Raw genomic sequence first — 23,340 nt, 5'->3', positions numbered from 1 at the left:
GCATGTGGTGGCCGTTTTCCAGACGCGCGAACGCGCAGCCCCCGGCGGATACCCGCTGGCGCATCCGGGCGCTGTTCCAGAACTTCCGGCGCATTCTGGCCTGCAACACGCAGGCGATGGAACGCATGGCGGAAATGGACCAAGCCCTCGGCGGCGCGTACATCTTCGACCGGGCCTTTCTGGAGGCTTCGGTGCACGAACTGTCGCGGCTGGTGCATCACGTGGTCTACAACCTCAACGCGCTGACCGGGAACGGTTACGTGGCACTGTACGACAGGTACGAGGAACTGCGCGGTGCGCTGGGCGGCGTGCTGGCGGCGGGCATGGACGGCGCGGGACCGGGTTCGGACACGGGCGCGGGAGCGGCTGCGGGAAGCCTGTCCGGCATGGTTGCGGACGTGCGCGACGTGGATTGGGAGCAGGAACCGACGGCAGGATTCGAGGCGGCATGCCTGGCCCGGCTGGCCCGCCACCACGGGGCGCGCATCGCGGATGCGCTGGTGACGGGCACGACCGGCTGCGCGGTGCTTGCGGTCGGTGGCGCCAACGCCGAAGTCGTTGCGCGAGACCTGCACGACCGGGCCGTGCGGATGGGCAGCGGCACCGCATCCTTCACCCTGCGGATCAGCGCGGTGGACGAGACAGGCCGCCCGGCGGAGCGCGAAGCGGAACGTACCGGGGTGGCCCCCGACATGCTGTCCCCTGCATTGCAGGATATGTTGCGGGACGTGACGGGTGATGCCGCGACGACAGGCAAGGCGGGCAGCGCCCATGGCGAGGTGGCCCTGATCCTGCCGGAATCTCCCCTGCCCGTTTCCGGCTGGCTGCACAGCCACGCGCCCATGGGGCCTGTGCGCCATGCCGTGCTGGTGGAGGCCCGGTTTTCCTCTGGAGACGCAGCGGAGCACGCCCCCCGCGTGTCCACCGACCGCTACGCCCTGTCGCGGGTGCATCCCTTCGACCTGCTGTGTTGCGAAATTCCCCAACGCGCCGCCAATGCCCCCCTGCCGGACGGCCACGAGCCGCTGGCTCCTTCCGATTCGCTGCGCGGCCTGCTGCGCGGCTCCGCCCTGCTGGAGCCGCCCTTCCTGCAGGGGCTGGCCGGCTTGGCCATGGCGGCGGAACGCCTGGCCGGGCAACCGGTGGAACTACGCTGGGGCATGGACCCGGAGGGACGCTGCGTGCTGCTGGGGGTTCACCCGTCCACGGTGCGGCTGGCGACAAACCCGCAGGACCAGCCGGAGGAACCAGCCGATTCGGAAGGCAACGCGGACGACGCCCACGCCATGCACATACTGCGGCACGGCGGACAGACCGTACAGATGGGCGTGGCCGCGGGCGGCGTGGTGCGCCTGACGGAAGCCACCAGACCGGAGGACTGCCCGCTGGGCGGCATCGGCGTGGCGCGCGCCGCCTCGCCCAACCTGGCCCCCCTGCTTGGCAGGCTGGCCGGGCTGGTCACCGAATTCGGCACCACCGCCGGTCATCTGGCCACCGTGGCGCGCGAACTGCGCGTACCCGCCGTGTTCGGCATGCCCGGCGTGTGCGACGCAGCCAGGCCAGGCGACATCGTCACCCTGGACGCAGGCGGCACGGTGCTCTACCAGGGCGCGGTGGAAGGGCTGCTGCACACCACGGACGCGAACGAAGACCTGCACCCCGCCGCGCCGGAATACCGCACCCTGCGCCGCCTGCTGCGTCTGGTGGCCCCGCTGGACCTGGTGGACCCCGACGCGCCCGACTTTTCTCCGGCGGGCTGCCGCACCTACCACGACATCCTGCACTTCTGCCACGAAATGTCCGTGGAGGCGCTGATCAACCTGCGCGACACCCGCCCCGAACTGGCTGCGCCGCGCGTGCACAGGGTACGGCTGAACCTGCCGCTGGACCTGCGCCTGCTGGACGTGGGCGACGGCGTGGCCGTGCCGCCCGGCATGGCGGACGGGGCGGGCGCACTGTCGGGGGGCGACGCATGGATGGACCTGTCCGCCGTGCGCAGCGCGCCCCTGCTGGCCTTTCTGGACGGGTTGCGCGCAGAGGGCGCGTGGTCCCACCGCCCTGCCCGGCTGCGCGCGGGCGACATCCTGTCCGGGATGGCTGGCGGGGCGGGCAATGCCGCGAACGGGGCCGGACCGCATGCAGAGTGGGCCGCCACCGGGGCCAACCTGGCCATCGCCGGGCGCGACTACCTCAACCTCACCCTGCGTCTCGGCTACCATTTCACCGTGCTGGACGTGCTGCTGAGCGACAATCCCAACCGCAACCACGCCTATTTCCGCTTTGCGGGGGGCATGGCCGATCCGGCCCGGCGGGTGCGCCGCGCCCATCTTGTACGCAACGTGCTGGAAGAGCTTGGCTTCGCCACCCGCATGCGCGGCGACATGGTCACCGGCAGGCTGCGCGCCATGGAACACGCCGCCCTGCGCGACGCCGTGGGCGCGCTGGGCATGCTGACGGCCTTTACCCGGCAGGTGGACACCACCTTGAACGACGACGCCGACCTGGTGCGCGCGGCCACGGATTTCCGCCTGCTGCGCGAACATTCGCAGCGGCAGGCACGGGGTTGACCATGCTGCACCACCTTCTGGAACGCTGGCGCGCACGCAGGGCCGCGCGGCAGGCAGCGGCGCTGGACACGCTGAAAGCCCGCTATCACGCCTTCCGCATCCTGCTGGAAAACAACGGGCGGGCGCTGGAATGCCTGGCCGGTTTCGACGGCACATCAGGCACTACCCGCCGCGAACTGGTGGAAGAACTGGTCTCGCTGACCGGCGAGCTGGTGGACGGCCTGGACCTGCTGTCCGACGGGGCGCATCCCGGCCTGTTCGGGGCGTACGGGGGCATCGCGGGGCGGGTGGAGCAACTGGGCGCGGACACTGACCCGGCGCGGGAGGGGGAGATTCTGTGTCTTTCACTGGACGACCTGCCGCCGGAACAGGCCGGTCTGGCAGGCACCAAGGCCGCCACGCTGGCACGGCTGCGCGGCTACGGGCTGCCGGTGCCGCCCGGGTTCGTGGTTACCGCCACGGCGGTGGCCCGCCTGCTGGCCGCGCCGGGGCTGGAGGCACAGCTGCGCCGCCTGCTGGACGTGGCCGAGGCCGATCCGGGCAGCCTTGCGGTGACCACCGCGCGCATCCGCGAAGCCATCCTGGCCGCCCCCATGCCCGCCGAAGTGGAACAGGCGGTGCGCCGGGCATGGGCTGATCTGGCGGCAGGCCTGCCCCCGGAGCACGGTCCGTTGCTGTTGGCGGCGCGCAGCAGCGGCACGGCGGAGGACAGGGCAGAGCATTCCTTTGCCGGGCAATACGCCACGGTGCTGGGCGTCCGCACGCCGGAAGCACTGCTGGACGCCCTGCGCGAAGTGGCAGCCAGTGCCTTTGGCCAGCGCGCCCTGGCCTACCGGCGGCACATGGGCCTGCCGCGCGGCGAGGCGGACATGGCCGTGCTGTGCCAGGCCATGGTGCCCGCCCGCACCGCCGGGGTGCTGTTCACGCGCGACCCTGCCCGTTCGCCGGGCAGCTATCAGGCCGACGACGAGCGCATGCTGGTGGTGGCCGTGCCGGGCCTGGGCACGCTGGCCGTGGACGGGGCCGCCCCGGCGGACGTCTACCTGCCCGCGCGTGACCCGGCGGCGGTGCGGGCGGGCGACGTGGAAACACGCATCGCCCGCAAGACCCTGCGCGAAACACTGGAACCGGACGGCACGCTGGTCCGGCGTCCTGTCCCCCCGGAAGACGCCGAAGCCCCCACGCTGTCGCCGCCGGAACTGGCCACGCTGGTGCGGCTGGCCCGCATGGTGGAAGGCGTGGAGGACGGCCCGCAGGACATCGAATGGGCAGTGCATGAAGCCACCGGCGCGGTGCTTCTGTTGCAGGCCCGCCCCCTGCGCATGGCCGGGACCCGGCCCCCATCCGCCGCGCATCAGGACGGCATGGACGGCGCGCCGCTGCTGCGCGGGGCCTGCGCCTCGCCGGGCAGGGCCTTGGGGCGGGCACACCTGGCGCACAGGCCCCGCGAATTCGCGCCGCCGAACGGGACCGCGGCAACAGGACACAATGGAACCGGCGGCGCTGGCAAAAGTGGCGATACCGGCGGCGATGCCGCACCACACAACGACGCCCCAGCCGTACTGGTACTGCCGCACAGCATCCCCGACGCGGCAACGCATCTGGACGGCTACGCGGCCATCATGGTGGAGGCCGGGAACCCGGCAGACCATCTTTCGTGCGTGGCCCGCGAACGCGCCATCCCCATGCTGGTGGGGGTGGCAGGGGCCATGAATCTGGCCGAAGGCGCAGGCGTGCTGGTGGACGCAGGGCGCGGGGCCGTGCTGGAAGTGCCCGACGCCCTGTGGGACGGCGTGCTGGCCGCCACCCGGCGCGAGGCCGCGCGAAGGCGCACCCCGCACGACAGGGAGACGCCCGGCGAACGGGAACTGCGCTCGCTGGTCGTGCCGCTGAACCTTACCGACGCTTACGGCCCCACGTTCAACGAACGGGAATGCCGTTCGCTGCACGACATCGTGCGTTACGTGCACGAAAAGGCCGTTCTGGCCATGTTCCGGGCCGGGGACGAGGTGATGGAGACGGCGGGAACCCTGTTACGACGCGTGGAACTGGGCGTGCCCTTCCACGTGCTGGCCATCGATGTGGGCGGCGGTTTCCGGAACGGAGCGGCCAGCGGAGGGGCACGAGGCAATACGAGGGGCACGGCGCTGCAGGCCATTCCGGAAGACGTGGCCTCGGTGCCGTTCGCGGCGTTGTGCGAGGGGTTGACCACGCCGGGGCTGGCCTGGGGCCCGCCCGATGGGGGCGTGCCCGCCGGGCTGCTGTCGCGCGCGCTGCTGGACGGGCGCGGCGAGAGGCCTGTGGGGGATTTCAACTATGCGCTGGTCTCGCGCGATTACTGCAACCTCAACGCGCGGGTGGAATACCACTTTGCCATGCTGGATGCGCTGTGTACCGACAACCCGCGCGAAAACCACATCCGCTTCCGGTTCAAGGGCGGCGGCACGGGCGGGGCGCGCCGGGCGCGGCGCATTGCCTTCATGCGCGAGGTGCTGGCCGGGGCCGGATTCTTCACGGCGGCAGTGGACGATCTGCTCACGGCCTCGCTGGCAGGGGAACCCGCCGGTGTGATGCGGCAACGGCTGGTGCTGCTGGGACGGTTGCTGGGCTACACCCGCCTGCTGGACGCGGCCATGACCGACGACGAGACTCCGGCGCTGTTCGCACGGGCCTTCCTGTCCGGCAGGTACGACACCAAGGACGCGCGGGTGTTGCGGGATGCCGCCGGGTTGAATGCCGGACACGACGCCACGACCGGTTCAGGACAGAAGTGACGGCGACAAGCCGGAACCGGACAACGCGAGATGGGGAGAAGCTGGGCAGGCTGTCGGTTCGGCCCACAGCACACAAGCCGAGTCGGGCCTGACAAGCAGGCGTTGGCGGAAAAGACGCCCGCACGCACTCTGCAAGAACACGCCGCCGCTCAGGCGTGGTGGAAACGCAGGGCGGGCAGCTCCAGTGCGGTGAGCATGTGCCCGCCGCCCGCGCCCGTATCGATGCCGATGCGGCCCGGAGCCACCAGCGGTGTGGCAAAGGAACTGTGCCCGAAGACCACGGTGCGCCCACCGATATGGTCGTGCGGGGCCATGTCCCGCCGCACCAGGCGGCGGCTGTCCAGGCGCTGGGTTTCGCTGCGCGGGTCGTCGGTCAGCCCCGGATCGGCATGCACGAAGACGTGGGTGGGTGTTTCGTGCGCAAAGGCCAGCCCGCGCAGGAAGGCCGTGTGCTCCGGCGGCAGGCAGGCCAGCCCGGCCAGCCGGTGCGGCGTATCCACACCGTAACTGCGCAGGGTTGCTTCCACCCCTAGAAAGCGCAGCAGCGGCAGCAGGTCCGCATCGCCCGTATCCGCGTAATCCAGCAGGATCTGTTCGTGGTTGCCGCGCAGAAAGACTGCGCCCGGACAGGTGCGCTGCACCCCCAACAGCAGGTCGATGACGCCCCTGCTGTCCGGCCCCCGGTTCACGTAATCGCCCAGAAACACCACTGTGTCCCGCTCGCGGTCCAGCGGCAGGCGGCGCAGCAGCGCCTCCAGTCGGTCACGGCAGCCATGGATGTCGCCCAAGGCAAAGGTACGGGTCTGGTGGGGCATCGGTTCGTGCAACGTTGCAAAATCCTGAGCGTTGGCAGTCGCAGGTAGCAATTCAACTTCGATCAGACAGCATGCTCCGGGGCTTCCTCGCCCCGGCCATGCAGATTCGGCTTTCGGAGGCTGACCTTGAACTGCACTTTCTCCCGGCATCCCGTGCCGCCTGATACCGGGAAAAGACATCCCCCAAAAGCACCATCATGCAGCCTTGCTGGGTATCCTTTCAGATTCCCTCATAAAATCAAGACGCCCTGCCTTGTGCCGGGTAATGTTCTGGTTGCCCCCCAGAGAGGAACTCCATGAGCATGGTACCCGATTGATGGTTCGTTTGCACTTCCACCAGAACGACATTCCCTCCTTCGTTCCAGAAGGCGTCTCAGGTCAAGTCGGGGCAAGCTCGGCGAACGCTCCAAGTACCCAGCATGCATCGGGTGCCACTGATGTCTCCTTGCCGTGCGCATTGCACATATCAACGAAAAGAGGGCAGGCCTGCCCCCCACGCCCCGCGCGCGGCGAGCATGACGCCTGCCACCCGACCTGAGAAACCAGCATTCTCAACTCACATGGCGAAATTTCTCAACTATGGCGACGGCTCACAGAAGGTGGTAGAGAGTGGGAGAGATTCCAAAATGCAAAAATGGCCAGCCATGCTTACGTGCATGACTAGCCGTTTTTTTACTGGCGCGCCCGGGAGGATTCGAACCCCCGGCCAAGAGCTTAGAAGGCTCCTGCTCTGTCCAACTGAGCTACGGGCGCGTGACGGGAGGGGATTTTTCTAGCCGAGCCGTTGCCGCCGGTCAAGGGCAAGGGTGGGGCAAGGGTGGGGTGACACGGTGTTTGCGTGGAGGTGGTGGTGTTTTTTTGGGGGGGAGCAGGCCGGAACCAAATGGTGGCTGTGCCGGAATACGGACCGCAAGGCAGCCTCCCGAGTATCCGTTTCTTGCCCACCGCACCTCCGCGCACTCCCCGCGCACTCCCGCCCCCCATAGGCGATCAACGCCCGCCAGCGCACCGGACAGCCGCTCGCCCAGCCGTGGCGCCCCAAAACAATGCGTCCGGGCCATCCGACCACACCAACCACTCCGGCTCAACGCATCCCCCCTCCAATCACGCAAGTCTCGTCGGCATCCGCTCCGCCGCCCCGCACCGCCTCTTCCCGTTCGGATGCGCCACCATGCCCGCTTCGCATCGTTTCCCTCCCCCCCGCACCCTCCCCACCTTCCACATGCAATCCGTTCCCCTGCTTGACGCGCCCCGCCCGGCGTCCTACCGGAAGAGATGCGCCCCTTCCGCATGTACGGCTGCCGGGCACGCTTCCGCTCCTTTTACAGGCACGCTCACCATGACACACGTTTCCGCCGCATCTCCCTTCGCCACGTACGACGACGTGCAGTCCCACCTGGACAGGCTGGGCATGTTCCACATGGACCTTGGCCTTGGCCGCATGGAACGCGTGCTGGACGCGCTGTCCCTCGCCGCGCCTCCCTTCACCGTGGCCCAGGTGGTGGGCACCAACGGCAAGGGGTCCACGTCCACGTTTCTCGCCGCCATCGGCACGGCGCACGGCCTGCGCACCGGGCTGTACACCTCGCCGCACTTCGTCACCCCGCGTGAACGCATCCGCATCGACGGGTCCATGCTGGCTGCCAACCAGTGGCCGGGCCTGGCCAATCGGGTCATGGCGGCGGGCGGCGAGGCTCTGACCTATTTCGAATTCCTCACCGTGCTCTGCCTGCTGGCCTTCCGTGAGGCAGACGTGCAGCTTGCCGTGCTGGAGGCCGGCCTTGGCGGCGCACACGACGCCACCACCGCCGTGGCCGCCGACGTGGTCTGTGTGACACCCATCGGGTTGGACCATCAGGCCGTACTGGGCCCCACCATCGCCGCCATTGCCGCCGACAAGGCCGGCGCGCTGCGGCCCGGCGTGCCCGCCGTCACCGCGCCCCAGCCAGCGGACGCCATGAACGAACTGCGCGCGGCGGCGGACGCCTGCGGCGCAACCCTGCACGAGGCCGACGACGTGGCCCGGCTGCCCGCCAAAGCGGAACTGGGCCTGGCCGGGCCGCACCAGCGCACCAACGCGCTGGTGGCCCTGGCCGCATGGACCACCCTGGCCACGGCCAACGACTGGGAATCGCACGAAGATGCCGTACACCGGGGCCTGGCCGAGGCGTGGATTCCCGGTCGCCTGCAATGGGTGGAGCGACCCGCCGCCGAACCGTACGACGCGGATGGGGCGGACGAAACGGATGCACCCGTGGCTCCCAAAGCGCCCGGCATGCCCGACATGCCTGCGCGCCTTGTCATTGACGGCGCGCACAACGCCCACGGACTGGTCGCCTTGCGCGCGGCTCTGGCCGACCAGTGCGCGCGCCCCGCCGTGGTTATCTTCTCGTGTCTGGCCGACAAGGACCTGGCAGCCGTGGCCGAAGAGGTGCGCCGCATTGCCGGGGACGCGCCCGTGCTGGTGCCCACCATCCGCAACAACGCCCGCGCCGCGCGCGGCGAAGACCTGGCAACCCTGCTGGGCCCCGCCGCCCGCGCCGTGCCGGACATGGCCGCCGCGCTGGCCGAGGCCACCGCCCTTGCCCCGCAAGGCCCGGTGCTGTTGTGCGGCTCCTTGTATTTGCTCGGCGAGTTCTTTACACTTCGGCCCGATTGTCTGGAATCGCGCGGTGCTGGCGGCACCTGCGAAGTGCCCGCAGAGCACTCGAACAGGTCACCGGGCACGTCACCGGACACATCACCGGGCGCCCCCCCAGCCGCCTCGTCGGCCACACATCCGGACGACGCACCGGAAACACCACCCGGCCCGCCGCACTCCGGCAACTGACAGGCCGCGCCCCGTATTCGCCGCATCGCCAGCAAGGAGCCCCACGTGTCGAACCTGTTCCGGTCCCTGCCCTCCATGGACGCCCTGCTAAACGCCCTGGCACATCCGGAACAGGCCGGGCCGGGAACGCCCGCCGCATCCGGGCAGACCGCACGATATGCGCAGTCCGCACAGGCCGACCTGGCCGCCCTGCCGCGCCCGCTGTTGCGCGACCTGGTCAACGCCTTTCTCGACCAGTGCCGCGAGGCCATCCGGGCCGGAACAATCACCGACGCCGCCGCCCTCTCCACGCAGGCGCTGCTGCCCGCGCTGATGGCGCACGTGCTGCGCGCCGCGCGTCCCCATTTCCGCCGCGTGCTCAACGCCACGGGCGTGGTCATCCACACCAACCTCGGTCGTTCCCTGCTGGCGGAAGAAGCCACCGCCGCCGTGGCCGAGGCCTGCGCCAACTATTCGAACCTCGAGTTCGACCTGTCCACCGGCGAACGCGGCAGCCGCTATTCCCACGTGGAAGAACTGCTGTGCAAGGTCACCGGGGCAGAGGCGGGCCTTGTGGTCAACAACAACGCCGCCGCCGTGCTGCTGGTGCTGGACACCCTGTGCAAGGGCGGCGAGGTGGTGGTTTCGCGCGGGCAGCTGGTGGAAATCGGCGGCAGCTTCCGCATCCCGGAAGTCATGGAAAAAAGCGGCGCGGTGCTGCGCGAGGTGGGCGCCACCAACCGCACCCATCTGCGCGACTACGAGAACGCCATCAACGAGCGCACCGTGGCCCTGCTGAAGGTGCACACCTCCAACTACCGCATCACCGGCTTCCACAAGGAAGTGCCGCTGGCGGAACTGGTGGCGCTGGGCCGGGCGCGCAACCTGCCGGTCATCGAGGATCTTGGCAGCGGCAGCTTTCTGGATTTCACCCCGTGGGGCCTGCATGGCGAACCCACCGTGCGCGAAGTGGTGGCCGACGGGGCCGACGTGGTCAGCTTTTCGGGCGACAAGGTGCTGGGCGGCCCGCAGGCCGGGCTTATCGTGGGGCGGCGCGAGATCATCGCGCGCATCAAGCGCAACCCGCTCAACCGCGCCCTGCGCATCGACAAGATGACCCTGGCCGCGCTGGAAGCCACCCTGCGCCTGTATCTGGACCCGGAGCTGGCCCGCCGCAAGGTGCCCACCCTGCACATGATGACCGCCCCGGCGGACGAACTGGCCCGGCGGGCGCGCAGGCTGGCCGCGCGGCTGCGCACCGCGCTGGGCGATGCGGCCACCATCGGCCTTGCCCCCGGCGTATCGCGGGTGGGGGGCGGTTCCTTTCCGGAACGCGACCTGCCCACCACGCTGGTCAGCGTGGCCCCGGCGGCCTGTTCCGCCACCGCGCTGAAGGAACGGCTGCTGGACACCGATCCTCCACTGGTAGGCAGGTTGGAGGACGATACCTTCCGCCTGGACCCGCGCACCCTGGACGATACGGAATTTCCCCTGGCAGCCGCCGCGCTGGCGCAGGCGCTGGGCCTGCCTGACACGCCGAACGCGGCGCGGCTAGGCAAACGTGCGCCGCGCTCCCGGCGCGGCTAGCACGACGCGGGTATACGGCGCGCCCGTCTCTCTTTTCGTCCCGCCCCCCAGCCCCGCCAGACCGACGGCACAGGAGCCCCCATGCAACAAGGCGAATTCAAGGAACTGGCCCGCAAGCGCATCCTGGTCACCGGGGGCGCGGGGTTCATCGGCTCGCACCTGTGCCGCCGCCTGCTGGACAGGGGTGCGGAAGTGCTGTGCGTGGACAACTTCTTCACCGGCTCGCGCGACCACGTGCAGGAAATGCAGGACCATCCGCGCTTCGAGCTGCTGCGCCACGACATCACCTTTCCGCTGTACGTGGAAGTGGACGAAATCTACAACCTGGCCTGCCCGGCGTCGCCCATCCACTACCAGTTCGACCCCGTGCAGACCACCAAGACCTGCGTGCACGGCTCCATCAACATGCTGGGACTGGCCAAGCGGGTAAAGGCGCGCATCCTCCAGGCCTCCACCAGCGAGGTCTACGGCGACCCGGAAACCCACCCCCAGACCGAAGACTACTGGGGCCGCGTGAACCCCATCGGCCCTCGCTCCTGCTACGACGAAGGCAAACGCTGCGCCGAAACCCTGTTCACGGACTACCACCGCCAGCACGGGGTGCCCATCCGCATCGCGCGCATCTTCAACACCTTCGGGCCGCGCATGCACCCCAACGATGGCCGCGTGGTCAGCAACTTCATCCTGCAAGCCTTGCAGGACAAGCCCATCACCATCTACGGCGACGGCAGCCAGACCCGCTCGTTCTGCTACGTGGACGACATGGTGGACGGCCTGACCGCGCTGATGCACGCCCCGGACGACGCGCACCTGCCGGTGAACCTCGGCAACCCCGAAGAACGCACCATCCTGAACCTGGCCGAGATCATCATCGAGTTCGTCAACTCGCGCTCCACCATCGACTTCCGCCCGCTGCCGCAGGACGACCCGCGCCGCCGCCGCCCCGACATTGCGCAGGCGCGCGAGAAGCTGGGCTGGGAGCCCAAGGTGAGCATGGAAGAGGGGCTGCGGAAGACCGTGGAGTATTTCGAGGGACTGCTGCGCTCGCGGCGGGCGGAAGGGGCGGAGGTGTAGCCCCACGCGCCCGCCCTTCCTGCGAAACAACGACAAAACCGCCCTCAACGGGCGGTTTTGTCGTTCGGGACATGTCCTGCGGTGTCACCTCGCGGGCAGCACCCGCTAGCGCTTGCGCAGCCAGCAGATGCTGCCGAAGCATCCGGCGCCCACCCCTTGCAGGAAGGACTCCACGGATTGCAGCGGCTGGCGCAGTTCGGGCTTCAGCGAAACATGGTAGCTCGGCAGCAGGATGTCGAACCCCTGCGCCCCGTACAGCAGCAAGGTGGCCAGCATGTACTGCTCGCTGTAGTAGCGCTTTTCCCACCCTGGCGGGTAGTCGGCGGGCAGGCAGATGTCGTGCACCCCGAATACGCACCCCGCCGGAAGCAAGGGCAGGACGTCCATAAAAAAGGCCGTCACGTCGGAATTCTGCAAGGCCCTGTGGCTGCAATCCACGAAGACGAGGTCGTCAGCGGTGACGGTGGCGAAGAACGCGGGGTCCATGTCTTCGAGCGGGCAACGGATGACGGTTTCGCACAGTCCGTCGATTTCCGCGCGGGGGCTGGGGTCGATGGACACGATGCGCGTGGACGTCCCGTGGTCGCATATGGCTCTGGCCGCGAATTTGGTGGAATTTCCGGACCCCACCTCAATGAACCGCGCGGGGCGGCGTTCCGCCACCAGCGCATAGATGCTCATGCCGTCCAGCGGCGGCAGCCAGCCGTTGTTCCAGTACGGGCTGACGAGGTCCGCCGGAGCCTCGGCGGGTATGGCCCTGAATGCGGGTTCGTGCCGGGCGATGGCTTCCAGCACCGGAACGTAGTCCGCCCTGCGGGCGTCGAACAGGCTCACCAACCCCTGGTGCAACGGTTTTCCGTGCCCCCATCTGCTGACGGGCCGTACGGGATAGGGATCGTCCAGTTCGAGCAACGCGCCCGATTCCTTGAGCGACGCCAGGTGATGCAGCAAGGCCATGTATTTGGGATCGTTCACGGTATGCTCGACTGCTGATGGTATGGGGGGCCGTGCGTCAAGATAGTGCACTTTCCCTTGCAACGCAAAACATCCCCGTCCCTCCGGCTTTTCGCGTACGCTCGGCCTCACGTGCGCCGCGCACTCCTTGCCTGTTTTGCCGCCCGTCTCCCGGTGCCCCTGCCGACAGGCATCCCCCTTCCCCCCACCCCACCTGTTGCCCCCCGCCGCAAGAGATATTACCTAGTCCTTCGCGGCGTTGCCCAACGCCGTGCCACTCGCGACACCTTCGCGGCCCCGCGCCGCGCCACATACGGGTATTTCCCCGAAAGGATCCCCCCAAGGAACTCCCATGGACAAACTCGACTTCGAGACCACCAGTTGCTGGGAAGCCTACGCCAGCGACGAGCATCAGGCCGCCATGCGCGAACTGGCCGACCGCTACGTGGACTTCCTGTCCCGCTGCAAGACCGAACGCGAAACCGTGGACTACGTGGTCACGCGGTTGCGCGCGGCGGGCTACACCGAAAACTTCGCCCACGACAAGGTCTACCGGGTGTTCAAGGGCAAGACCGTGTTCATCGCCCGCAAGGGCCGCGCCCCGCTTTCGCAGGGCCTGCGGCTCATCGGCGCGCACGCGGACACCCCCCGGCTGGACCTGAAGCAGCGCCCGCTGCTGGAACAGGCGGGCATCGGCCAGGCCAAGACCCACTATTACGGCGGCATCCGCAAGTACCAGTGGCTGGCCCGCCCGCTGGCCCTGCACGGCGTGGTGGTGAAGGAAAGCGGCGAATCGGTGCGCATCACCCTGGGCGAAGACCCGGCGGAACCGGTGTTCACCATCGCCGACCTGCTGCCCCACCTGGCCCAGAAGCAGGCCGGGCAGACCATCGCCGACGCCTTCGAGGGCGAAAAGCTGAACATCGTGCTGGGGCACCGCCCCATGCCGAAGCCGGTGACGGAAGAAGCCGCCGGTGATGCCGCAGCTTCTGCCGAAACAGCCGCCACTACCCCTGATGCCGCCAACGGCAACGCCACCGCCTCCGACAGCACCGCCAGGAAGGACGCCCCCAAGGATCCCGTCAAGGATCCGATCAAGGCGCGCATGCTGGCCCTGCTGCACGAAAAATACGCCATCCGCGAGGAAGACCTGTACTCCGCGGAATTGCAGGCCGTGCCCGCCGGTCCCGCCCGCTACGTGGGGCTGGACGGCTCCCTTGTCGGCGGCTACGGGCAGGACGACCGCATCTGCGTGTTCGCCGCGCTGGAAGCCCTGCTGGCGGCGGAAAACCCGCAGCAGCCGCAGTGCGTGCTGTTCTGGGACAAGGAGGAGATCGGCTCGGAAGGCTCCACCGGGGCCAAGTCGCGCTTCTTCGAATACTGCATCGAAGACCTCATCGCCGCGTGGCAGCCCGCCGCCCGCTTCAGCGACGTGATGCTGGCCACCCGCGCCCTGTCCGCCGACGTGCACGCCGCCATCGACCCCGACTGGCAGGAACTGCACGAAAAGCTCAACGCCGCCGTCATCGGCCACGGCCCGTGCTTCTGCAAGTTCACCGGGCACCGAGGCAAGTACGAGGCCAACGACGCCCACCCGGAATACGTGGGCTGGCTGCGCGGCGTGCTGAACGGGCGCAAGATTCCGTGGCAGATGGCGGAACTTGGCCGCGTGGACGGCGGGGGCGGCGGCACCGTGGCCATGTACCTTGCCGCCTACGGCATGGACATCATCGACTTCGGCCCGGCGGTGCTGTCCATGCACAGCCCGTTCGAACTGTCCAGCGTGGCCGACCTGTACGCCACGCGCCTTGCCTACACGGCGTTTCTGGAAAAGTAGCCGGACGCCGCGACGACACATCCATCCCGCGCGCCGGTCACCGCGCCCCGAAAGGAGGCTTGCGGTACCGATCCGGACCGGCGCGCGGACGTTTTTCCTCTCGGCCTGCCTTGCCTGCACCCGGACGCCAGACCGGTCACCAGCCACGGTCGCCCGGCACCCCGGCGTCCACCAGAGCCTGCCCGGAGTCTTGCTGACATCTGCCTGCCGTCCGGCTGACGTCCGGTTGACGTCCCGCTGACGTCCGGCCGGAATCAGGCCGCCCCACCACCGCGCCCCTCGCGCACAGCCCAAGGAGATCACCATGCTCGACTTCACCTTCCACATGCCCACCCGCATCATCTTCGGCGCGGGCAGGCTGGCCGAGCTTGGCCGCACCCGCCTGCCGGGCCGCAAGGCGCTGGTGGTGATCAGCGCGGGCGGCTCCATGCGGCGCACCGGGCATCTGGACAAGGTGCTGGCCCTGCTGGCGCAGAACGGCTGCGCCACGGTGATCTTCGACAAGATCCAGCCCAACCCCGTGCTGACCCACGTGGACGAGGGCGCGGCGCTGGCCCGCGCCGAAGGCTGCGACTTCGTGCTGGGCCTTGGCGGGGGCAGCACCATAGATTCCGCCAAATCCATCGCCCTGGCCGCCGCCAACCCCGGCTCGTACTGGGACTACATCCAGAGCGGCACCGGCGGGCGCAAGCGGCCAGAGCGCCCGGCCCTGCCGGTGGTGGCCATTCCCACCACGGCGGGCACCGGCACCGAGGCCGACCCGTGGACGGTGATCACCCGCGAGGACACCAACGAAAAGATCGGCTGGGGCGACGATTCCACCTACCCGGCGCTGTCCATTGTGGACCCCATGCTGATGGTCAGCGTGCCCCCGGCGGTGACCGCCATGACCGGCATGGACGCCTTCTTCCACGCGGCGGAGGCGTACCTTTCCACGGCGCGCCAGCCCTCCAGCGACCTGCTGGCGCTGGAGGCGGTCAGCCTGATTTCCCAGTTCCTGCCGCAGGCGGTGAAGGACGGCAACTCGGTGCAGGTGCGCACCATGCTGGCGTGGGCGTCCACGGCGGCGGGGCTGTGCGAGTCGCTGTCGTCGTGCATCTCGCACCACTCGCTGGAGCACGCCCTGTCGGCCCACCACCCGGCCCTGCCGCACGGCGCCGGGCTGGTCATGCTGTCCCTGCCCTACTTCGAGGTGATGGCCCGCTTCCAGCCCAAGCGCTGCGCCGACCTTGCCGTGACCATGGGCGAGGACATCGAGGGCATGGAACTGCGCGAACAGGGGCTGGCCCTTGTCACGGCGCTGCGCAAGCTCATCGCCGCCGTGGGGCTGGATGGCCTGAAGATGTCCGACTACGGGGTGACCCGCGAGGAGATACCCGCCCTGGCCCGCAATGCCCGCGAAACCATGGGGGGCCTGTTCGCCGTCACCCCGGTGGACCTGCGCGAGGATGCGGTGATCGCGATCTTCGAGAAGGCGTACCGGTAAGGGGAGCGGAGGACCGAGGCAGGCTTCCGTAAGCGCGGGCACACTGCTGGCAGAATCCGTCTTTTGCCGCCGGACGGCGTTGGCCCGGCTTTTTTGATGCTCACTTACAGAAGTACGCTCCGCTCAAAAAAGCCGTGCCGCCTTGTCCGGCTGGCAAAACTCGTAATTCTTTGCATTGTGCCCGCACACGCCCCCGCGACGGAAGACCGTCGCGGGATAAACGGAAAAAAGCATTTCAACTCAAGCATAAAGCCGAATGCCGGCGAAGCCCGATGCAGCGTGTCCGCGGCCCCACGCTCCCCCACCCCAACCGCAATTTCCTGCAATACCCCACTGGCGAACCCCGGCAGACTCCGCCTACAGGCACGGTTCCCCCTTTCTCACCCGCACCTCCCCACCAAGCCGCCCACACACCACCAAACACCCCGCACGACCATGGACCACGGCATGCGACAGCCCCTCGAAAACGTGCGTTACTGGCGCAGCGACGACCTGGACGGTCTGGAAACCAACCGGGTGCTCCGCAGTGCGCACACCTTCCCCAAGCACTCCCACGACCAGTACGCCGTGGGCCTGATGGAGGAAGGGGCCAACTACTGCCATGGCCGCTCCCGGCGCAACTCCGTGGTGGTGGGCGGGCAGGTCTGCCTGTTCAACCCCGGCGAGGTGCACAGCGGCGAACCGGAACGCGGCGTGCCCGCCACCTACCGCATGTTCTACGCAGACCCGCACTGGCTGCACCGCGTGGCCGTGGAACTGGGCGGACGCGATGCGGGCCCGCCCGACTTCCGCAAGCTCATCGTGCCCGACGCCGACGTGCTGCGCGCCTTTCTGCGCCTCTGCGACCTGGTGGCCGAAGGCGTGGAACTGCTGGCCCGCCAGTCGGCCATGGTGGGCGCCTTCTCGCTGGTGCTGGCCCGCCACGGCGGGGTGCGGCCCGAAGCCGTGACCACCCGCGACGGCAACACCGCCGTGCGCCGGGTGCGCGCCTACCTTGCCGAACGGCTGGCGCACAAGGTCTCGCTGGAAGACCTTGCCGAGGCCACCGGCCTCAGCCGGTTCCACATGCTGCGGGTGTTCCGCGACGCCACGGGCATGACCCCGCATGCCTACCACACCCAACTGCGCGTTGACCGCGCAAAGCTGCTGCTGCGCCGGGGCTGGGCCATGGCCGACGCCGCGCAGGAGACCGGCTTCGTGGACCAGAGCCACTTCGCCAACACCTTTCGCCGCTACGTGGGGGCCACGCCGGGGCAGTACCTGTCGCGCTGAGGCGCCCTGCCACCGGTTCCACCGCCTCCGGATCGAATGCCCCAGACCGAATGCCCCAGACCGAATGCCCCAGACCGAATGCCCCAGACCGAATGTCCCGGATCGAATGCCCCGGACCGAATGCCCCGGACCGCGCGCGCACCGGGCGCTCCCGCTCATCCGTCACCGCCCTCTGCATCCACTCCCGCCGCCGGACGGCATGCGGTCCCCATCCCCGCCAGCCCTACCGCCCACCCCAACCGCAATTTCGTGCAAAAACTCCGTGCAAGACGCACAGCCTTGCAACGCGATACACCCGGCGCACACCATAACTCACGGAGACGCCCTCCATGTCCGATTCCGCACCCTGTGCGCCCGATGCCGCCGCCATCACAGACGCCGCCGACACCGTGCCCCCTTCCGCCCACGCCCCCGACCTTTCCGGCCATGCCCCTGCCCGGGCCTCGCTGCTGCTGCCCGCACTGGCGGCCCTGGGCGCGGTGATCCTGTGGGGCCTGTCCTTCCCGGCCATGAAGGTGGCCGTGCAAGCCCTTGGCCCCATGCCGCTGATGTGGGCGCGCATGATGGTGGCCATGGCGCTGCTGGCCCCCTTCACCACCCGGCTGTTCCCCTCCCGCACCGTGGCGGCGGCCCCATCCGGCACGCCGGTGCGGCGCGGCTTCTGGAGCGGCGTGCCCCGGTGGCACAAGCTGCTGCTCGTGCCCACGGTACTGTTGCAGCCCTGCCTGTATTTTTTGTGTGAATCCAATGCCATGCAGCTTACAACTGCCTCGCAGGCGGGGGTCATTTCCGCCTCGGTGCCGCTGCTGGTGGGCGCGGGCGCGTGGCTGTTCCTGGGCGAACGGCCTTCGCCCCGGCTGTGGGTGGGGGTGGCGTTCTCGTGCACGGGGGTGGCCTGGCTGACCCTGTCCGGCGGCGCAGGCACCGAGTCCGCGCCCGATCCGCTGCTGGGCAACATCCTGGAACTTCTGGCCATGGTCTGCGCGGCGGGCAACATGGTGCTGGTGCGCAGGCTGTCCGCTCATGGGGGTCATGGGGGTCATGGGGGGCGCGGCGGCTTTCGCTGGAACCCGTGGACCCTGACGGCCTTGCAGACCCTGGCCGGGGCGCTGTTCTTCGCGCCGGGGGCGTACGCGGTGCTGGCCGGTGCCGGGCAATGGCCCGCCGACGTGGTGCTGGCGGTAATCTATCTGGGCGCGGGTTCGTCGCTGGGCGCCTTCGGCCTGTTCAACTGGGCCACCAGCCATCTGCCCGCCAGCAGCGTGGGGGCGTTCATCAATCTGGTGCCCGTGGCCGCCGTGGGGTTCGGCTGGCTGTGGCTGGGCGAAACCCTGAACGCCACCCAGATGCTGGCCGCTGGCGTGGTCATGGTGGGCGTGGCCCTGGGCACCGGACGCAGCCGGTAGCCTCTGTTTCGTCCTTTTGATGCGAAAGCGGGGCGCGAAGGGGATACCTTCGCGCCCCGCGTGATTCGTGGTCGCTTGCGATTTCACGGAAAGAAACGGCCGCCGGGGCTTCGCCCTTCCTCTCCTATTCGTAGGAAACGATCTCGCGCCGCGCCGCCCATGAACAGGGCGGACGGATGCCATGGGCGCGCACCCGGTCCAGCACGGTGGCGGGCGGGCCGAACAGCGCCTGCCGCCCCCCGTCCAGCACCAGCATCAGGTCGGCCATGTCCACCACCGGCTCCAGTTCGTGCACCGAGACAACCTGGGTCAGCCCGGAGGCCCGGTTGCGGGCCAGGATGTCGCGCAATTCCAGCGCCGCCGGGTGGTCCAGCCCGCTGAACGGCTCGTCCAGCAGCAGCAGACCCGGTGCGGCAAGCAGCGCGGCAGCCAGGCACAGCTTGCGCTTCTGCCCGTAGGACAGGGTGTGCACCGGGCTGTCCCAGTGCGCGGCAAGGCCGAACCGGCCCGCCGCCTCGCGCGCGGCGGCCAGGGCGGCCGCGCCTTGCGGGGTGTGGGCGGGCGGCGCGGTAAGCAGCAAATCTTCCGCCACCGTGGCCCCCAGCATCTGCATGTCCGCATCCTGCAACACCAGCGCGGCATGGCGGCGCAGCGCCGCTTCCGCTCCGGGGCAGTGGTGCCCGGCCACGTCCAGCGTGCCGCCTTCGGCCCGCAGCAGCCCGGCCAGCAGTTGCAGCAGGGTGGACTTGCCGCTGCCGTTGACCCCGCACAGGCACAGCAGCGCGCCGGGCGGCACGGAAAACTCCGCCCCGTCCAGGGCGGGGGCTGTTCCCGCCGGGGTGCCGGGATGAATGTAGCGCAAGCCCTTGGCGACGATCATCGGGGCAACAGCCTTCGCACGGCCAGAAACCGCCATGCAGCCACGGCCAGTACGACCTTCACCACGTCGCCGGGCAGAAAGGGCAGCACACCCACGGCCACGGCACGCGCCACGTCGATATCCAGCACCTGCATCAGCCGGGCCGCGCCCGCCAGATAGGCCACGGCCAGCCCGGCAAGGCAGCAGCACAGGGCCAGCGCGACACGGGGCAGGCCGATGGAGGCATCCCGCGCTTCACGTCCCCGCAATCCCCTCAGCCCGCCGAGCCCGGCGATGCAGGCCATGCAGGCGAACCCGAACAGGTAGCCCCCGGTGGGGCCCAGCAGATGAGCGAACCCGGCCTTGCCGCCGGAAAACACCGGCAGTCCCATCACCCCGGCCAGCACGTACAGCAACATGGCCCCGGCCCCGCGCGCCGAGCCAAGCACCAGCCCGGCCAGCGCCACGAACAGGGTCTGCAAGGTCACCGGCACCGGCCCCACGGGCAGCATGACCATGGCCCCCACGGCAATGAGCGCGGCCATCAGGGCCGTCCAGACAAGGCGGTGCAGGCCCGCCAGCGGGGCGTCGTGCATGTGTCTCCCGTCCGCGCGTCCGCGCGGGGTTGTGGTGTGCGCCCGCAACATAGGGCCACGGCCCGCGCCGGTCAACGAGGGGCGCAGAGGCGAAGCGGCAGTGATCGTGCGTCCACACCGACCATGCGCATCCCTGTCCCTGCCCCAGCCAACAACATGTATGCATCGCATGCCTGTCTTTCAGCTTTCCCCCGCCCCGACGCCCGCGCACTGACGGTATGGAGCGCGGAGGGGCGTCAGGCAAGGAAGGCTCGCTGGCCGCGACCGGAGTGTACTCTTTGGTACACGACGGAAGCGGACGGCGCAGCCTGACGCAGCATCACACCCCTCCGCGCTCCATACCGCCGCTGGACGGGGGCAGGCTACCCTGCTATCCGAAACACCCATGTCCACCCCGCCATCTTCCTCGTCCGGCGCTTCGTCCGGATCCGCGCCCACCCCCTGCCGCCCCGACACCTACGCACCCGTGGTCGAGGTGCATGCCTGTGGCCGCGCCTGGACCCTGGAGCGCCACGCCGACCTCGAATCGCTGTGGGAAGAACTGGCCGCCTGCGATGGTCCCAACCCCGTTACGGATACCACCGGCACGGCGGGCGCGGCCCGCGCCGCCTTCGTGGACGACGAGCGGCTGCCCTACTGGACCGAGCTGTGGCCCGCCAGCCTTGGCCTGGCGGAATGGCTGGCCGAAAACCGCGCCGCGCTGCAAGGCCGCCGTTGCCTGGACCTGGGGTGCGGGCTGGGGCTTACGGCCATCATCGGGCAGTGGCTGGGCGCCCAGGTCATCGGCATGGACTACGAGGAAGAGGCCCTGCGCTTTGCGCGGCTGAACGCCGCGCGCAACGGCGTGGCGCAGCCCCTGTGGACTGCGATGGACTGGCGCATGCCCGCCGTGGCCGCCCGCTCGCTGGACATGGTCTGGGCGGGCGACATCATGTACGAGCGCCGGTTCGTAACACCCGTCAGCGACTTTCTGGACTATTCCGTGGCACGCGACGGGGTGGCCTGGGTGGCGGAACCGGGCAGAAACGTGTACGCTACCTTCCGCGAAACCTTGGAAGCCCGTGGCTGGGCCACGCGTTGCGCCCGCACCATGCAGGTGGACGCGCTGTACCGGCAGGCCGAACGTGTTACTGTATACATCTGGGAGATGCGTCCCCCGCACACCTAGAGGGCACCGCCACGAATGTCTTTTTGCCCTCTGCCTTCGTCAGAATGGTTTTTTATTCCAGTCAAATACCATCAGAGTATATTCCTTCCATAAAAAACCATTCTTCCTTGGCAGAGAACAAAAATCCTACTCGTGACGGTCCCCTCTGAAAGACATTTTTCGGACATCCCCCGCCTCCGGGCAGCCCCTTCACCGCAGGACACCGCCACCGCAACCACAGGAGCCGTTATGGGCCGCACCATCCGCTTCGGCGTCTCTCTCGATTCCGACCTGCTCGAAAAATTCGATGCCCTGTGCGACGACCGCTGCTACCAGACCCGGTCGGAAGCCATCCGCGACCTGATCCGCAACACTCTGGTCCAGCAGGAATGGGAAGACACCGACCGCGAAATCGCGGGCACCCTGACCATCGTGTACGACCACCACAAGAGCGATCTGGCCCAGCGGCTGACCGAAATCCAGCACGACCACCACGGCATCATCATCACCTCGCTGCACGTGCATCTGGACCACCACAACTGCCTCGAGGTGCTGGTGCTGAAGGGCCCCGGCGCGGACGTGCGCACCCTGTCGCAGCGGCTCATTTCCACCAAGGGCGTGAAGCACGGCAAGCTTTCGCTTACCACCACCGGGCAAGACCTCACCTAAGGATTTTTCAGGCATCACATGGAAGACGTACAGAACAGCCCGGCGCAGGTGGCCATGCCCATCGACCGCGTGGGCGTGAAGAACCTCAAGCTGCCCCTGGTGGTCCGCGACCGGGCCCAGGGCAGCCAGCATACCGTGGCCACCGTGGACATCGGCGTGGATCTGCCCGCGGAATTCAAGGGCACCCACATGAGCCGCTTCGTCGAGGCGCTGGAGAACTGGTCCGAGGAACTGGACTACAACTCCATGAAGCGCCTGCTCGAAGACGTGAAGGAACGGCTGCACGCCCGCAAGGCCTACGCGCTGTTCCGCTTTCCCTACTTCGTGCGCAAGGGCGCGCCCGCCACGGCCAGCTCCGGCCTGGTGTGGTACGAATGCCGCCTGACGGGTGAACTGGGCGACGGCAAGCCCTCGTTCCTGCTGGAACTGGAAGTGCCGGTGATGACCGTGTGCCCGTGCTCCAAGGCCATCAGCGACGAAGGGGCGCACAGCCAGCGCGCCGTGGTGCGCATGTCCATCCGCATGACCGGGTTCAGTTGGATGGAAGAGTTCATCGATCTGGCCGAGGCGGCGGGTTCGTCGCCGGTGTACACCCTGCTGAAGCGCGAGGACGAGAAATTCGTCACCGAGGACGCCTTCGCCCATCCGACGTTTGTGGAAGACGTGGTGCGCGCGGCGGCCCAGCGACTGGAAGGCCACCCCCACGTGGCCTGGTTCCGCGTGGAGGTGGAAAGCTTCGAATCCATCCACTGCCACAACGCCTTCGCCAGCATCGAGCGGGAAGTGCGCAAGGGCTAGCCGCCCCTGACCGCCGGGCGCGATTCGCGCCTCATCCTCTCGCGGCGCATCGATCAAGCAGCACGCACGGCAGGCATCCCCGGCAATCAACCGCCGGGGATGCCTTTTTGCGCGCGACGCAAGGCCGCAAAACGCCACGCCGCACCCTGGCGCGATTCCCGCTTCTCGCCCCCCCCCGCCCCCCGTGACAGGCGACGCCATCGGACTTATCATACCGTGCAGGGGGAATCGGGGGAGACCGCCCCCGCGCAGGAGACACGCCATGATAGACGGATTCGGCACACCGCTCAGCGCACTGGATGCCTTCGGCACGTCCATGGCCGTCACGGCCAACAACGTGGCGAACATGAACACGGACGAATTCCGTGCGTCCGACGTGCGCCTGCAAACCGGTCCTGCCAGCCAGAACGGGCAGGACGGGCAGGAGCGGGGCGTGCAGGTGGCGGAAATCCGCCAGAGCACCACCGAAGGCCCGCTGCGCATGGATCTGCGCCGCGTGGTGCATGCGGACGGCAGCGTTACGGTGGAGACAGGCGCCATAGAAGGCAGCAACACCGACGTGGCCAACGAGATGGTCAGCATGCTCACGGACCAGCGCGCCTTCGAGGCCAACGCCGCCGTGGTGCGCGCACGGGACGAGATGACGGGGATACTCGTGGACCGCTTCGTCTAGGGGCTGTTTCTAAGTTG

General features: G+C 68.7%; 17 protein-coding genes and 1 tRNA gene. 13 read left to right on the top strand and 5 right to left on the bottom strand.

Going from position 1 to position 23,340, the window contains the following annotated elements; translation table 11 throughout:
* The first annotated feature begins 2 nt into the window (after nt 1-2).
* Nucleotides 3-2,567 (top strand): PEP-utilizing enzyme, encoded by a 2,565-nt coding sequence (locus K6142_RS16570; protein WP_190244711.1) that lies wholly within the window; start codon nt 3-5, stop codon nt 2,565-2,567.
* Between the two features lie 2 nt (nt 2,568-2,569).
* The gene (locus K6142_RS10880; protein WP_190244712.1) at nt 2,570-5,341 is read left to right on the top strand and encodes a PEP/pyruvate-binding domain-containing protein; all 2,772 of its coding nucleotides are present in this window, start codon (nt 2,570-2,572) and stop codon (nt 5,339-5,341) included.
* Between the two features lie 149 nt (nt 5,342-5,490).
* On the opposite strand, the gene K6142_RS10875 is transcribed toward K6142_RS10880, so the two are convergent.
* Nucleotides 5,491-6,156 (bottom strand): metallophosphoesterase, encoded by a 666-nt coding sequence (locus K6142_RS10875; protein WP_190244713.1) that lies wholly within the window; start codon nt 6,154-6,156, stop codon nt 5,491-5,493.
* A 676-nt stretch (nt 6,157-6,832) separates the two neighbouring features.
* Nucleotides 6,833-6,909 (bottom strand) — tRNA-Arg (locus K6142_RS10870).
* 586 nt (nt 6,910-7,495) lie between these two features.
* Between K6142_RS10870 and K6142_RS10865 the strand changes: the two genes are divergently transcribed.
* The 3 genes from K6142_RS10865 to K6142_RS10855 all read left to right on the top strand — a co-directional run bounded on the left by K6142_RS10865 (nt 7,496) and on the right by K6142_RS10855 (nt 11,626).
* A complete protein-coding gene (locus tag K6142_RS10865; protein ID WP_223380846.1) occupies nt 7,496-8,986 on the top strand; it encodes a bifunctional folylpolyglutamate synthase/dihydrofolate synthase in 1,491 nt (496 codons plus the stop codon).
* Nucleotides 8,987-9,031: 45 nt separating this feature from the next.
* Entirely contained in the window at nt 9,032-10,552 is a 1,521-nt protein-coding gene (gene selA, locus K6142_RS10860; RefSeq protein ID WP_190245564.1) for an L-seryl-tRNA(Sec) selenium transferase, read from the top strand.
* Between the two features lie 81 nt (nt 10,553-10,633).
* Nucleotides 10,634-11,626: a UDP-glucuronic acid decarboxylase family protein gene (locus K6142_RS10855; protein ID WP_012612445.1), complete on the top strand. Its 993-nt coding sequence runs from the start codon at nt 10,634-10,636 to the stop codon at nt 11,624-11,626.
* A gap of 105 nt (nt 11,627-11,731) precedes the next feature.
* Here the strand turns inward: K6142_RS10855 and K6142_RS10850 are convergent, their stop codons facing one another.
* Nucleotides 11,732-12,601, bottom strand: coding sequence for a class I SAM-dependent methyltransferase (locus K6142_RS10850; protein WP_223380845.1), 870 nt, complete (start codon nt 12,599-12,601; stop codon nt 11,732-11,734).
* Between the two features lie 331 nt (nt 12,602-12,932).
* Here K6142_RS10850 and K6142_RS10845 point away from each other — a divergent pair, with 331 nt between their 5' ends.
* From K6142_RS10845 to K6142_RS10830, 4 genes are all read left to right on the top strand, one after another.
* On the top strand, nt 12,933-14,417 hold the full coding sequence (locus K6142_RS10845) for an aminopeptidase (RefSeq protein ID WP_223380844.1): 1,485 nt from the start codon (nt 12,933-12,935) through the stop codon (nt 14,415-14,417).
* Between the two features lie 304 nt (nt 14,418-14,721).
* Nucleotides 14,722-15,903 carry an iron-containing alcohol dehydrogenase gene (locus tag K6142_RS10840; RefSeq protein ID WP_223380843.1) on the top strand — a complete coding sequence of 394 codons (1,182 nt, stop codon included), beginning with the start codon at nt 14,722-14,724 and terminating at the stop codon, nt 15,901-15,903.
* Between the two features lie 447 nt (nt 15,904-16,350).
* Complete coding sequence (locus K6142_RS10835; RefSeq protein ID WP_223380842.1) at nt 16,351-17,175, top strand: AraC family transcriptional regulator; 825 nt, start codon at nt 16,351-16,353, stop codon at nt 17,173-17,175.
* A gap of 329 nt (nt 17,176-17,504) precedes the next feature.
* Nucleotides 17,505-18,581 (top strand): DMT family transporter, encoded by a 1,077-nt coding sequence (locus tag K6142_RS10830; protein WP_223380841.1) that lies wholly within the window; start codon nt 17,505-17,507, stop codon nt 18,579-18,581.
* 124 nt (nt 18,582-18,705) lie between these two features.
* Here K6142_RS10830 and K6142_RS10825 read toward each other — a convergent pair whose 3' ends face one another.
* Nucleotides 18,706-19,461, bottom strand: coding sequence for an ATP-binding cassette domain-containing protein (locus tag K6142_RS10825; protein ID WP_223380840.1), 756 nt, complete (start codon nt 19,459-19,461; stop codon nt 18,706-18,708).
* A complete protein-coding gene (locus K6142_RS10820) occupies nt 19,458-20,036 on the bottom strand; it encodes a biotin transporter BioY (RefSeq protein ID WP_223380839.1) in 579 nt (192 codons plus the stop codon). The genes K6142_RS10825 and K6142_RS10820 overlap by 4 nt, the downstream gene beginning before the upstream one ends.
* A gap of 385 nt (nt 20,037-20,421) precedes the next feature.
* Between K6142_RS10820 and K6142_RS10815 the strand changes: the two genes are divergently transcribed.
* The 4 genes from K6142_RS10815 (at nt 20,422) to K6142_RS10800 (ending at nt 23,323) form a co-directional block, all read left to right on the top strand.
* On the top strand, nt 20,422-21,204 hold the full coding sequence (locus K6142_RS10815; protein WP_223380838.1) for a class I SAM-dependent methyltransferase: 783 nt from the start codon (nt 20,422-20,424) through the stop codon (nt 21,202-21,204).
* 228 nt (nt 21,205-21,432) lie between these two features.
* The gene (gene nikR, locus K6142_RS10810; protein ID WP_012612453.1) at nt 21,433-21,852 is read left to right on the top strand and encodes a nickel-responsive transcriptional regulator NikR; all 420 of its coding nucleotides are present in this window, start codon (nt 21,433-21,435) and stop codon (nt 21,850-21,852) included.
* Between the two features lie 18 nt (nt 21,853-21,870).
* A complete protein-coding gene (folE2, locus tag K6142_RS10805; protein ID WP_012612454.1) occupies nt 21,871-22,650 on the top strand; it encodes a GTP cyclohydrolase FolE2 in 780 nt (259 codons plus the stop codon).
* 262 nt (nt 22,651-22,912) lie between these two features.
* On the top strand, nt 22,913-23,323 hold the full coding sequence (locus K6142_RS10800; RefSeq protein WP_190245554.1) for a flagellar basal body rod protein FlgC: 411 nt from the start codon (nt 22,913-22,915) through the stop codon (nt 23,321-23,323).
* Nucleotides 23,324-23,340: the final 17 nt, after the last annotated feature.

This window comes from Nitratidesulfovibrio sp. SRB-5, assembly GCF_019931275.1.
Lineage (GTDB): Bacteria > Desulfobacterota > Desulfovibrionia > Desulfovibrionales > Desulfovibrionaceae > Cupidesulfovibrio.
The sequence above is the reverse complement of the archived record's forward strand: the minus strand, read 5'-3'. Positions and strand labels throughout refer to the sequence as shown.